Consider the following 12,982-nt stretch of genomic DNA (forward strand, 5'->3'; position numbering starts at 1 on the left):
TTAAATATTTTGCAAAAAACTTATTTTAGAGTTGTGCTATGTAAAATATCATTAATATTATTCAACTATCTGATAGATAGCATCTAAGTTTCTGCCATGTTCATTATAATCTAAGCCATAACCAACAACAAATAAATTTGGAATCTCAAATCCACAATAATCTATCTTTATTGGAATTTTTGTATTTTCTGGCTTTGATAACAAACTTACTATTGTTGTACTTTGTACATTTTTTGTTTGTAAATATTGTAAGAAAAATTCCATCGTTAAACCAGAGTCAACGATATCTTCGACGATAATTACGTTTGTGTTTAGAAGATTAACTTTAGACTCTGAATCTAAGTTGAGTTTGCCAGAAGTTTGCAAACCATCATAGGATGATAATTTTACAAAATCTATTTCGCAAGGTATATCTATTTTTTTTAAAATATCTGCGGCAAACATAAAAGCACCACGCAATACAATAATAAATATTGGATTCTTTTCTTTAAAATCTACATTTATTTGTTGTGCTATTTCAGTTACTCTTTGTTGGATAGTGTTGTTATCTAACAGTATGGTAAAACTTTTGTCGTGTACTTTTATCACTGAAGACCTTTTTTATTAAGTGAAATCACTTCTTATTATTTCCAGTAAAATATTTTAGAAATATAACTTCTTTTTCTGATAGGTAACGCCATTTGCCTCGCGGTACATTTTTCTTGGTCAAGCCTGCGTACAAAACTCTGTCTAATCGCATTACTTCGTAGCCAAGTTGTTCAAAAATTCTACGCACAATTCTGTTTTTACCTATATGTAATTCTATGCCTACGTGTTTATCGTCGCCACGTGGCAATGTATATTCTATTTCATCTACTTGTGCCAAACCATCTTCTAGTTCTATGCCAGCTTTTATAGCTAATCTATCTTTTTCTGATAATGGTTTATCTAATTCTACTTGATATACTTTTGTTACTTGCGAACTTGGATGTGATAATTTTTGGGCTAACTCTCCATCATTTGTCAATAAAAGAATGCCAGTTGTGTTTCTATCTAATCTTCCAATAGGATAAATTCTTTCTTTGCTTGCACCTTGTACCAAATCTAATACTGTCTTTCTATTGAGTTCATCATCAGTAGTAGTTAATACACTTTTAGGTTTGTTTAGAAGTATGTAAGAAAATTTTATAGGTTCAATTTTTTTGCCTTTAAATTTTACAACATCATTGCGTTGTACTTTGTAGCCCATTTCCATTACTACATTTCCATTTACAGTTACAAAGCCTTGTTGTATAAATTCGTCTGCTTTTCTTCTAGCACATATTCCAGAATTAGATACAAATTTGTTTAATCTAATTCCTTCAGTAGCAGAAGTTCTATCTTTAGATTGGCTAGGAGCTTTAAAATTTTTTACAGTTTGCTCAATTTTCTGTGCAAACGGATCTATTTTTGATTTAGCATCTTCAACTCTGCTTCTGCTAATTTTGTTGGGCGATGTTCTCGATATTTTCTTTTTCACCAATCTGATTTTGTATGTCTTCAAATTCTTTTAGCTTAGGCAACTCATCTATGCTATTAACACCAAAATAGTCTAAAAACTGTTGTGTTGTTTTGTATAACAATGGTTTGCCTGGCTCTTCACTACGTCCTGAAATTTCTATTAATTCTTTTTCCATTAGTTTTTGTACTGTATAGTCAGCATTCACACCTCTTATTACTTCAATTAAATTTTTAGTAATAGGTTGCTTGTATGCAATGATAGCTAGTACTTCTAATGCAGCTTGTGTTAATCTTTTTACTGTATTTCTATTTAGATATGCAGAAACTATTTCATGATAAGCTGGCTTGGTCAGAAACTGATAACCACCACCAACTTCTCCTATTTGGAAAGGAAACATCTCATTTTGATATTTCTCTTGAATTAATTGTATCGTATCTATTATTTGTGCTTCATCAATTGGTTCTGGATTGTCTTTATTGATATGTTTTAAGAGTTCATCTAAACGAACTGGACTTTCTGCAGCAAATAAAATGGCTTCAATATTGATTTGTAACGATTCCATGTAATGCAAAGTTAATATATTATTGCTTAAATTTGTGTAGATATTTATTAAATCTATATCATGACAAAAAGCGAAATACTAAACAGTTTGCATAAGCATCTTACAGAGACTAATTCTTTTCTAAATACTACAGACAATTCTATCTTTTTTAGAAGTATTGATAACAAATGGAGCATTGCTGAACAAATAGAACATTTAGGTTTGTCTTTCTTTGCTACAAACTTGGTGTTTAGTATGCCAAAATCTATTTTAGGTACAATAATTGGTAAAAACAAGAGAAGTAACTTAAGTAGCGAAGCAATAATTAATCAATATTTAGCCAAATTAAGTAGTGGAAGTAAAGCAAGTTTCCCATATCAACCTAAGCTAAGCATACTGAAAAACAGAACTCTAATCTTAAATTTTTGGAACAAAACACAAAAAAAGATGATTTCATTAATTGAAAAAACCAAAGAAGAAGATTTAGATATTTATTTAATTCCACATCCAATAATTGGAAAAATTACCTTGCGTGAGTTTCTATATTTTACTATATATCACATAGAACATCATTTGAATAGCATGAGAAATATAGTTGCTACTACGAAACTCTAACAAAAGGATTGTATCTTTTTTCTTGCGCTATGCTTGTGTGCAAGCCATGTCCATTGTATATTTCTGTTTCTTCAGCTAATGTATACAATTGCTCTTGAATGCTTTTTATTAATGTGTCATAGTCGCCGTATGGCAAATCTGTTCTGCCAATACTTCTATGAAAAAGCACATCGCCAACTATGCAATATTTATCTTCTTCATTATAAAATGAAACACTACCTGGAGAATGTCCTGGTGTGAACAAAACTTTGAATGGCACATCATCTAAATTCAGAAATTCGTCCTCTTTTAGAAAATAAGATGGCTCTAATTTAGCTGGAACAGGTACACCAAATATTTTGGCAGACATTCCAGCTGCTTGCAATATTTTTTCTTCTTCTTGATGAATGCCTAATTCTAGTTGATATTTATCTGCAACTGCTTTATTTCCATACACATGGTCTAAATGGCAATGTGTGTTTATTAGCCTAATTGGTTTTAATTGCATTTCTTCTATAAAATCAAATAATTTCTTTTCTTCACTGTCACTCATACAGCCTGGATCAATTATCCAACAATTCTTTGTTTGATTGTTCCAAATCACATAGGTATTCTCTTGAAAGAAATTAAAACAAAAAATCTTAATACTTGTTTTATTTTTTGAGATGTGCATAATTTTAATTATTTTGAACTACATTTTATACAATTTGAAAAAAGTATTTTTATATATATTTATAAGTTTTATATTTATATTATCCACTTATTCTCAAACTACACAAGTACAGTTTGGAAAAAACAGAGTGCAATATAAAAAAATAAAATGGCAGACCATAGAAACGCCTTATTATGATTTATATTTCTATGAAGAAGGTAAAGAAGTATCAAACTTTGTGCAATCTATAGTAGAACCAGAAATTGAACGCCTGATAGAAGAATTATCTTATTCTTACAGAAAGAATATAGACATCATGGTTTTTAATAACCTAACTGATTTTGCTCAGAATAATATTGGATTAAACAATGAATCTTTTAATACTGGTGGTACAAAAAAAATATACGACAACAAAGTATTTGTATATTTTGATGGAAATCATCAGCATTTGCAACAAGACTTGACATTTTCTATTGCAGAAGTATTATTAAACCAAATGATGAAAGGCGATGGCTTTGGACAAAGATTTCTAAGCCTATTGCTATTGAGATTGCCACCATGGTACAAAACTGGTGTTGCAAATTATGTAGCCTATGATTGGAATACCAATGACGATGATGAGCTAAGACAAATATTTTTATCTAATAGAAACACATCGTTCAATAAATTATCTAACCAAAGATTGGTGCTTGCTGGAAAATCTTTTTGGAATATGATTGCTGAAGAATATGGAAATAGTGCCATTGGAAATGTACTATATCTTACACGAATTAATCATAGTATAAATACTGGTTTTAAGATTGCAACTGGAAAAAAACTTGAAACATTAGTAAAAGATTGGCATCAATTTTACAGTAAAAGATATGAAGCTGATGCACAAAATAGAGATGATTTTGAAGCAAGTGATATTATTCTAAAATCTAAAAAAAATATAGTAAGTCAGTACATTACTAACAATGTAGGCGACAAGCAAGCATATGTATTGAATAATACAAAAAATGCATATAAAGTTTTATTAGCTCAAAACAATCACGTTAAAAAAATTGCTATTAATAGAATTAAATCCGATCCAAGTACGCCTGATAATATTAACAATTATCCAATTATTGCATGGAGCAAAGATGGAAATAGTTTGGCAGTAATTGAAAACAAACCGAAAAAGACAATTATTACTATTCATGATTTAGTATCTAAAAAGAAAACTAAAAAAACAATAGTTGGTGTCGAAAGTGTGCATGGTGCAGATTTTACTTTCAACAACCAAGCATTAGTATTGTCTGCACAAAACAGTGGACAAACTGATTTATTTTTATATAATTTTACTAGCAATAGTGTACAACCCATTACACAATCTATTTTTGATGATTTGCATCCTAATGTTTTAAAACTAAATGGAAAAGAATATATTTTGTATTCATCTAATGATGCATTAAATGAAATTGGTGATATCCAAAATTATCAATTTGAAAATTTAGACTTATTCTTGACAAATTTAAATGGTACTCAGACAACTAGACTTACTGAAACCGCAGATTGTAATGAGATTGCAATAGGAAGTTACTCAGCTGACAGTTATACTTTTTTAAGTGATGAGAATGGAATCTTCAATCAATACACTGGCTATTTGTCAAATTTATTTACACACAATGATACTATTATCATTAACAATGACACTATTATCAACGAACAGTATAAACAAAAAGGTATCTATAATCCAATTACAAATTTCAAGTATAATATAAAACACCTTGCAGTTAGCAATCAAGATAATTATTATGTATTTGAAGATCAACATAAGAGAAAAAAAATCTATCGCATTCAAAAAACGAATAAAACAGCAAGCAAACCATCTATTTCTTTACAAGCAACATCAAGAATTACTTCAATTACTGCATCTGATATTCCAAATATTGAACCTAAAAATGAAGTGATAGAAACAAAAACAAATACTATATCTGAAAGCATTGATAGTTTATATATTGGCAACTTCCCATATACTTTTCAAACTAAATATAAAAACAACATTACTTCTAAAAAGGAAGACGATCCAATTGTGGTTAATTTTACTGATGACAAGAACGACAAATATACTATCAATAATAACCAAACAAACACATCAAAGAAATTTATCAACTATACAAATCTAAAGAAGAAAGACTCTCAATTCTACAAGTCAAAATTCTCTTCAGATTTCTATACATTTAAAATAATAGACAATACTTTGATGCAAACTTACCAAAGTGTTGCTCAAAATTTATCAACCTATCGTTTCCCAAAAATTGGAATGCTATTTAATGTTGGCATTAGTGATGTTATGGACAATCATAAACTAGTAGCATCTGTTCGTATTCCTTTTTCTTTAGATAGAACAGAAGTAAGCATTAGATATGATAACTTAAAAAACAGAGTAGATTATTTTGCATCAATTTACAGACGCTCAAATAGATTTGACTTTGCACCAGATGACTCATTAGGCAACGATATAACTACATACTATATTGCAAAAACTATTACATATGTAGCTGAAGCTGGAATAAGCATTCCAATTGATTATTCTAAATCAATAAAAATATCTGGAAATTACAGAAACGAGAAATTTGTTCCACTATATACTGATATAGAAACTCTGACATTCTCTAATAGTAAAGAAAATTGGCTTTCTGCTAAAGCAGAATTTGTGTATGACAATACTACAGAAATTCAATTAAACATTCCGAAAGGATTGAAATTTAAAGTATTTGCTGAGTATTTTAATAATATCAATCAAAATAAATCTAATATTTATAACGTAGGTTTTGACCTTAGATACTATCAAAAAATACATAAGAATTTTATTTGGGCAAATAGAATTGCTTTTGCATCATCCTTTGGTAGTCAGAAAATATTGTATTTTTTAGGTGGCGTAGATGCTTGGCTAAATCAACAATACAATACCTCAATTTCTGTAGATGGCAATACTTCTTATGGTTTGCAAGCACCAGTGAATAATATGCGTGGTTTGCAACAAAATATTAGAAATGGCAACAATTACTTACTTTGGAATACAGAATTTAGACTTCCATTATTTTCTTATTTAGCAAAAAGACCTATACAATCTGATTTTATTAGAGATTTCCAAATCATTGGATTCTTAGATGCTGGAATGACGTATAGCAAAGCAAATCCATTTGACAAAGAAAATGCATATATCTATCAATATGTAAATAATCCTAATAAAGACATTCCACTTGTTGTAAATGCAAAGTACTATAGAAATCCATTTGTATTTGGTTTTGGTGCTGGTTTGCGTACAAGTATTCTTGGTTACTTTTTTAGAATTGATGCTGGATTTGGACACGATGGAAACAAGTTAAGCAACAAACCAATTTGGCATTTATCATTTAGCAAAGATTTCTAATTTAATACACTACAATTCCTATGTTATATTCAATGACTGGCTACTGCAAATCATCATGTAGTATAAACAACCAAAACTATACACTTGAAATAAAAACATTAAACAGCAAGCAACTAGACATCTATCTAAAAAATGCTACTGTACTAAAAGATATTGAAATTGAACTTAGGAAAATTCTTACTCAACAAATTATCAGAGGAAAAGTTGAAATATTTTTAAATCTTGCAAAACATGAAAACAATAGTCAACTTGATTTTAATGCCATAAAAAGTTTATACAATGATGTAGTGCAATTTGCCAATGACAACCAAATACAAGTTGGCGATCTACTTCCTACAGTTATTAAATTATCAGAAAATCTAAAATCAGAATTTGATGACATTTCAGAAGAAGATAAAAATACACTTCTACAAAGTATAGAAAATATGCTATCTGAACTTACTGCATTTAGAGCAAAAGAAGGACAAGCATTAGAAATAGATATTCTATCAAGAATTAATTTAATAAGACAATTACTCCAAGAAATCGAACCATTTGAGCAAAATAGAATTCAAAAAGTTAGAGAAAAACTCACCTACGAACTTCAGCAAATAAACATAAATGTAGATATCAATAGATTAGAGCAAGAGCTTATTTTTTATATTGAAAAATTAGATATAACTGAAGAAAAAACAAGATTGCAGACACATTGTAATTATTTTACTGAAATTGTAAAAGACAATAGTATTGAAAAAGGAAAAAAACTTGGGTTTATTGCTCAAGAAATTGGTAGAGAAATAAATACCATTGGCTCAAAAGCAAATGATGCATCTATGCAGAAAATAGTAATCTTAATGAAAGATGAACTAGAGAAAATAAAAGAACAACTTAATAATATTTTATAATATTAGACAATACCATTATACTTTCTAATAAACCATTCTGCAGCTAATAGAAGCACAATAACACCAAAAAATAATTTCCAATCAATTAATGGTTTTGTTGATGTATGTTCTTCCAATATGGTTTTAATTTGATGATTTTCTTCAATATCTTTTGCCATTTTTTCTATATCTCTTGGTAGATAGAATTTGCCTCCACTTTGCATCGACAAATTATTTAATAAAGAAAAATCAGCTTGTGTTTGTGTGTATTCTAATGCTACTGCACGCACTGAAAATCTGATTGTATTTTCGTAATTTTTGCCTTTGTAGTTTGTTTTTGCAATTGCGTTGTAATTTCCTACTGGCAGTGCACCAACATTTAGTGCGTATGCATTTAATGTTTTATCCATCGAAAAATTATAGACTTTATTTTGATCATCTACAATTTTCACATTCACCTCAGATTCATTTACCAAAACAAAACTCTCGTTGTACAATTGTGCATCCAAAAGTATATTATCATTATTATTATATATATTTTTATCTGATGATAATTTGAATCTTCGCTTATCAGATTTTACAGTTAGATATTGTACAGTTTTATTTATTAGGTTATCAGTTGCATTTGTGTTTTTATTCATGGCATATTCATTCAACTTCCAACGCCACAATCCTTCTGCTGCCAATATTCCAGTTTTCTTGCCTTGCTCTTCTACAAATAAAAACAATGGGTTTTGTGTGTTTACATTACCAATTCGTTGCAAAAACAAATTATCTGCATTCGACTTAAGATTATATTTTCCGAATGGTGCCAACAATGGTGGCAATTGTTGCAATACTTTTAAATCTTGTTCATCTAAAATAAATTTTGAAAATGTAGGTTGATATATAACTTGCACATCATTTCCATTTGTTGCAGAACCATTGATTTGTAAGTTATTTTGAATAGAATTGAATACTTGCAAATTACTTTGTGCAGAAAGTATGTACCAAATAGATTTCTGGCTAGTTGCCAATGTTTGCAATGTAGATGACGAAATAAAATTCTGTGTAGATGGCACACCGTGTAAAATCACCAAATCATAATCATTAAATTGTTGATTAAAACTATTTGACTGAACAACATCAATTTGGTAGTTTTTATTTTGTTCTATGGTTTGTCTAATTGCTTTTACATCTGGATGTGGCACATCATATAATAATAAAATTTTCTGTCTTCCATCAATTACTTCTACATATGCTACATCATAGTTATTTTCTTTAATAATTTCTCCACTCAATAATTTGAGTCTAACTTTATAAGCTAAAATGCCTGGTTTATTTGCGCTTCCAACCACATTGGCACTATAAACAAAATTATCGTCTTGTATATTTATATTTTGTTGAAGCACAACTTTATTATTGTTATCTAAAACTTCAAGCGTTGTATTTTGTCCTTTTAATTTCTGAGCTGAAATATCTATTTGTAGACTAAAATTATCATTTAGGTAAACAAATTCAGGATAAGATAAGTTTTTAATAGCTGCATCTTTTTGGATGGTTGTATCGCCTAATCCAATTGTGTAAATAGGTTTATTCATTGCCAATGGATGATACACTGGATTAATGCCTGCATTATAAATACCATCAGTTGCCAACACAATTGCAGCAATATGCTGATGTTCGTGCATAGCAAATGCTTGGTCTATTGCTTGCTCTATATTTGTTTGATTCTCGTTTAAGTTGAGTTGTGAGAAAGCTTGAATGTCATCACCAAATGTGTACACTTTTACATTATGTTTATTTTGCAATTGCTCTACCAATTTCTCAATTCTATCTTGGTAGTTTGATAGATTGTTTTTATTAAAAGTATGCTTTAATGATGCTGAGTTATCTTGCAACACAACAATTGTTGGTATAATTTCTTTGGTAGATTTTGTTTTTATTAATGGAGAAAGTAATAAAAAAGCAATTAGTGATGTTGATAAAAACCTTAGAAAGAATAATATTTTTTTGAGTAAAGGATTTTCTTGTTCGTGAAAGATGAATTTTTTTCGTGCATATAATATTGAAGCGAAAAGCAATCCTATAAGTATACAAAATAAAATAAACCAATATGGATATTCAAAAATTAATGACATCTCTAATTAGTATAAAAGTAGGAATATATTCTTAGAATATATAGTAAATATATACAAAGTGCTAGGTGCTATATTTTTATTCTCTAAAATAGAAAAGAGAAAATATACTTCAATTATTTAAAAACATCTGCTAATGTTTTGCCCATAAAAGCTGGAGAATCTACCACATGAATGCCACATTCTTTCATAATAGCCATTTTTGCAGCTGCAGTATCATTTTTTCCGCCAATAATTGCGCCTGCATGTCCCATTCTTCTACCTTTTGGTGCTGTTTGTCCTGCAATAAAGCCAACAACTGGTTTTTTACAATTTTCTTTTATCCAATATGCAGCATCTACTTCCATAGTTCCGCCAATTTCACCAATCATCACAATAGCTTCTGTTTCTGCATCATTATTAAAAAGTTCTACTGCATCTTTCATGGTAGTTCCAATAATTGGATCGCCACCGATGCCTATTGCTGTAGAAATGCCAAAGCCAGCTTTTACAACTTGATCTGCTGCTTCATAAGTTAGTGTTCCAGATTTTGATACAATACCTACTTTCCCTTTTTTAAATACGAAACCTGGCATAATTCCTACTTTACACTCATCAGATGTAATTATGCCTGGACAGTTTGGCCCAATCATTCTTACATTCTTCTGTTTTACATAGGCTTTAGCTTTTATCATATCCTGCGCAGGTATTCCTTCGGTAATAGTTACTATAAGTTCAATACCTGCATCTGCTGCTTCCATAATTGCATCTGCAGCAAATGCTGGTGGCACAAATATGATAGATACATTTGCATTTGTTTGTTTTACAGCATTTTCTACAGTATTAAAAACTGGTCTGTCTAGGTGTTGTGTGCCTTCTTTTCCTGGAGTTACGCCACCAACTACATTTGTTCCATATTGAATCATTTGTTCAGCATGGAAAGTTCCTTCTTTGCCTGTAAAACCTTGTACTATTACTCTTGAATCTTTGTTTACTAAAATACTCATATCTTATTATTTTTTAATTTTTGTAATCTAATTTCTCTTGCTTCTTTTAAGAAATCTGAGGCAAATATAAAATCAATTAATTCTTTATTATCTGACTCAAACAATGATACTTTGTCGCCTTCCCAATGTTTATTGCCTTTATATAAGAAAATAATTTTTTCGCCATGTGTAACTACAGAATTCATATCATGTGTATTGATTACTGTAGTAATATTATATTCTTCTGTAATTTCTTTAATAAGTTCATCAACAACAATAGATGTTTGTGGATCTAAACCTGAATTTGGTTCATCGCAGAACAAATATTTTGGATTCATAACTATTGCTCTTGCTATACCTGTTCTTTTTTGCATTCCACCAGAAATTTGTGATGGAAATTTATGGTTGGCATTTACAAGATTTACTCTCTTTAATACTTCATTTACTCTATCTAGTTTTTCAGATGGTGATAGTTTTGTGAACATATCCAAAGGAAATCTAACATTTTCTTCTACAGTTAATGAATCGAACAATGCACCACCTTGAAAAAGCATTCCAAGTTCTCTTCTAATTTCATTCTTCTGCTCAATATCCATTTTTACATAGTCTTTGCCATCAAAAAAAATATGACCTTCTGTTGGATTTAACAAGCCAACAGTACATTTTAACAATACTGTTTTTCCTGAACCAGATTGACCAATAATTAGATTTGTTTTCCCTGGCAAAAATGTTGTAGTAATACCTTTTAGTACTTGCTGCTCACCGAATGATTTATATACGTCCTTAATTTCTATCATATTATTATAACAACAACCAAGCTAAAATTAAATCTGCAAATAAAACCATAATACAGCTTAGTACAACTGCTCTTGTACTTGCTTTTCCTATTTCTAATGCGCTACCATATGCATAAAATCCTTGGTAGCAAGATATTGAAGTTAATAAAAAACCGAATACTGCTGATTTTATCAACATAACAAATATATTTTTTGGTATAAAGCTCATTAGGACGCCTTGCATATAATCTGTTGCAGATACATAGCCTGATAAATCTCCCGAAAGCATACCACCCCAAATTCCTGTAATTGCTGAAATGATTACTAATATCGGTACCATTGTAATGGCTGCCATTATCTTTGGTCCTATTAAATAAGAGAATGTATTTACGCCCATTATTTCTAACGCATCTATTTGTTCTGTAAGTCGCATTGTGCCTAGCTCAGAAGCTAGATTCGAGCCTACTTTTCCTGCAAGTATTAGGCAAGAAACTGTTGGAGCTAACTCTAATATCATTGCTTCTTTTACAACATAGCCTACATAATACATTGGCACCATAGAATTTGATAAATTGTATGCAAATTGAAATGAGAATACTGCCCCAATGAAAAATGAGATTAACAAAATAATGATTAATGATCCCACACCTATATTAGACATTTGGCGTAGTGTTTCTTTCCAATACATTGAAGCTCTTTCTGGACTAACGAAGCACCGCTTTATCATTAAGATATATCTGCCTATGTGAAATAGTGGTCCTCCGCTTTCGTGAACGTATTCTGCCATTTGTATTTAGATAATCATTATTTTAATGCATAAAAATAGTTTAATTTTGTGAGATAAAAAATTTTATGAATATTGTTATTTCGGGTATTGGGCGTGGTATTGGCAAAGCTATTGCTTTAAAATATATTGAGTTTGGACATACTGTAATTGGTTGTACAAAAAGTATAGAAAGCAAAAAAATGTTATTGATGAAATCATTAATTTAGATTTTTCTGGTGATCTAAAGATAATTGATGCTGATATTTCAAAAGCTGATGGTGTTGAGTCATTTTACTCATTCATTAAGGAAAATATAGATTCAGTTGATGTTTTAATCAATAATACTGGTGTGTTTTTAGGTGGCAATATGCTTAATGAATCTGAAAATGAACTGATGGAGATGCTCAATACAAATTTGTTATCTGCATATAGATTAAGTAAAAAAGTCATTCCATCGATGATTGAGAATGGTAGTGGACAAATTATAAATATTTGCTCTGTTGTTGCATTGCAAGGCTATCCAAGTGGTGGTAGTTATGCTATAAGTAAGCATGCATTATTAGGCTTTACAAGAAGTTTAAGAGAAGAATTAAAAGATAAAAATATTAAAGTTACTGCTGTACATCCTGGTGCTACACTTACTGACTCTTGGAATGGTGTAGATTTGCCAGCTGAAAGATTTATTCCTGTGGAAGATATTGCTGATTTGGTTTATAGCATTAGTGTATTATCTAAGTATAGTGTGGTAGAAGATATTGTTATTCGTCCGCAGTTGGGTGATATTTAAAATAAAAATGTCGTTCAAAATTGAACGACATTTTTACTGCTATA

Annotated in this window: 12 protein-coding genes; 4 read left to right on the forward strand and 8 right to left on the reverse strand. The window is 29.9% G+C overall.

What is annotated here, in order from left to right:
* Window positions 1–57: 57 nt before the first annotated feature.
* Genes hpt through scpB form a run of 3 tightly spaced genes read right to left on the reverse strand, consistent with a single transcriptional unit; the run spans window position 58 to window position 2,042 of the window.
* On the reverse strand, window positions 58–588 hold the full coding sequence (gene hpt / locus IPK18_07505; protein ID QQR96766.1) for a hypoxanthine phosphoribosyltransferase: 531 nt from the start codon (window positions 586–588) through the stop codon (window positions 58–60).
* A gap of 25 nt (window positions 589–613) precedes the next feature.
* Window positions 614–1,522 (reverse strand): rRNA pseudouridine synthase, encoded by a 909-nt coding sequence (locus tag IPK18_07510; protein ID QQR96767.1) that lies wholly within the window; start codon window positions 1,520–1,522, stop codon window positions 614–616.
* Entirely contained in the window at window positions 1,458–2,042 is a 585-nt protein-coding gene (gene scpB, locus IPK18_07515) for an SMC-Scp complex subunit ScpB (GenBank protein ID QQR96768.1), read from the reverse strand. The genes IPK18_07510 and scpB overlap by 65 nt, the downstream gene beginning before the upstream one ends.
* A 60-nt stretch (window positions 2,043–2,102) precedes the next feature.
* On the opposite strand from scpB, the gene IPK18_07520 reads away from it, so the two are divergent.
* A complete protein-coding gene (locus IPK18_07520) occupies window positions 2,103–2,636 on the forward strand; it encodes a DinB family protein (GenBank protein ID QQR96769.1) in 534 nt (177 codons plus the stop codon).
* Here the strand turns inward: IPK18_07520 and IPK18_07525 are convergent.
* Window positions 2,623–3,288 (reverse strand): MBL fold metallo-hydrolase, encoded by a 666-nt coding sequence (locus IPK18_07525; GenBank protein ID QQR96770.1) that lies wholly within the window; start codon window positions 3,286–3,288, stop codon window positions 2,623–2,625. The genes IPK18_07520 and IPK18_07525 overlap by 14 nt on opposite strands.
* 34 nt (window positions 3,289–3,322) lie before the next feature.
* Here IPK18_07525 and IPK18_07530 point away from each other — a divergent pair, with 34 nt between their 5' ends.
* Both IPK18_07530 and IPK18_07535 read left to right on the forward strand, forming a co-directional pair.
* Window positions 3,323–6,664: a hypothetical protein gene (locus IPK18_07530; protein QQR96771.1), complete on the forward strand. Its 3,342-nt coding sequence runs from the start codon at window positions 3,323–3,325 to the stop codon at window positions 6,662–6,664.
* A gap of 20 nt (window positions 6,665–6,684) precedes the next feature.
* Window positions 6,685–7,548: a YicC family protein gene (locus tag IPK18_07535; GenBank protein QQR96772.1), complete on the forward strand. Its 864-nt coding sequence runs from the start codon at window positions 6,685–6,687 to the stop codon at window positions 7,546–7,548.
* A 2-nt stretch (window positions 7,549–7,550) separates the two neighbouring features.
* Here IPK18_07535 and IPK18_07540 read toward each other — a convergent pair whose 3' ends face one another.
* From IPK18_07540 to IPK18_07555, 4 genes are all read right to left on the reverse strand, one after another.
* Complete coding sequence (locus IPK18_07540) at window positions 7,551–9,647, reverse strand: VWA domain-containing protein (protein QQR96773.1); 2,097 nt, start codon at window positions 9,645–9,647, stop codon at window positions 7,551–7,553.
* Between the two features lie 113 nt (window positions 9,648–9,760).
* Window positions 9,761–10,630 (reverse strand): succinate--CoA ligase subunit alpha, encoded by an 870-nt coding sequence (gene sucD / locus IPK18_07545; GenBank protein QQR96774.1) that lies wholly within the window; start codon window positions 10,628–10,630, stop codon window positions 9,761–9,763.
* Entirely contained in the window at window positions 10,627–11,406 is a 780-nt protein-coding gene (locus IPK18_07550) for an ATP-binding cassette domain-containing protein (GenBank protein QQR96775.1), read from the reverse strand. Before IPK18_07550 ends, sucD begins: the two co-directional genes overlap by 4 nt.
* Before the next feature lie 4 nt (window positions 11,407–11,410).
* Window positions 11,411–12,172 carry an ABC transporter permease gene (locus IPK18_07555; GenBank protein ID QQR96776.1) on the reverse strand — a complete coding sequence of 254 codons (762 nt, stop codon included), beginning with the start codon at window positions 12,170–12,172 and terminating at the stop codon, window positions 11,411–11,413.
* 151 nt (window positions 12,173–12,323) lie between these two features.
* Here IPK18_07555 and IPK18_07560 point away from each other — a divergent pair, with 151 nt between their 5' ends.
* Window positions 12,324–12,938 carry an SDR family oxidoreductase gene (locus IPK18_07560; GenBank protein ID QQR96777.1) on the forward strand — a complete coding sequence of 205 codons (615 nt, stop codon included), beginning with the start codon at window positions 12,324–12,326 and terminating at the stop codon, window positions 12,936–12,938.
* Window positions 12,939–12,982 lie beyond the last annotated feature (44 nt).

It is taken from the genome of Sphingobacteriales bacterium (assembly GCA_016699615.1).
In the GTDB taxonomy this organism is placed as follows: domain Bacteria; phylum Bacteroidota; class Bacteroidia; order Chitinophagales; family JADIYW01; genus JADJSS01.

What these genes read in the sequence shown, in the direction of transcription:
- IPK18_07520 (QQR96769.1), top strand. Translation starts at nt 2,103, where the DNA reads ATGACAAAAAGCGAAATACTAAACAGTTTGCATAAGCATCTTACAGAG.
- IPK18_07540 (QQR96773.1), bottom strand. Translation starts at nt 9,647, where the DNA reads ATGTCATTAATTTTTGAATATCCATATTGGTTTATTTTATTTTGTATA.
- IPK18_07550 (QQR96775.1), bottom strand. Translation starts at nt 11,406, where the DNA reads ATGATAGAAATTAAGGACGTATATAAATCATTCGGTGAGCAGCAAGTA.
- IPK18_07525 (QQR96770.1), bottom strand. Translation starts at nt 3,288, where the DNA reads ATGCACATCTCAAAAAATAAAACAAGTATTAAGATTTTTTGTTTTAAT.
- sucD (QQR96774.1), bottom strand. Translation starts at nt 10,630, where the DNA reads ATGAGTATTTTAGTAAACAAAGATTCAAGAGTAATAGTACAAGGTTTT.
- IPK18_07555 (QQR96776.1), bottom strand. Translation starts at nt 12,172, where the DNA reads ATGGCAGAATACGTTCACGAAAGCGGAGGACCACTATTTCACATAGGC.
- IPK18_07535 (QQR96772.1), top strand. Translation starts at nt 6,685, where the DNA reads ATGTTATATTCAATGACTGGCTACTGCAAATCATCATGTAGTATAAAC.
- scpB (QQR96768.1), bottom strand. Translation starts at nt 2,042, where the DNA reads ATGGAATCGTTACAAATCAATATTGAAGCCATTTTATTTGCTGCAGAA.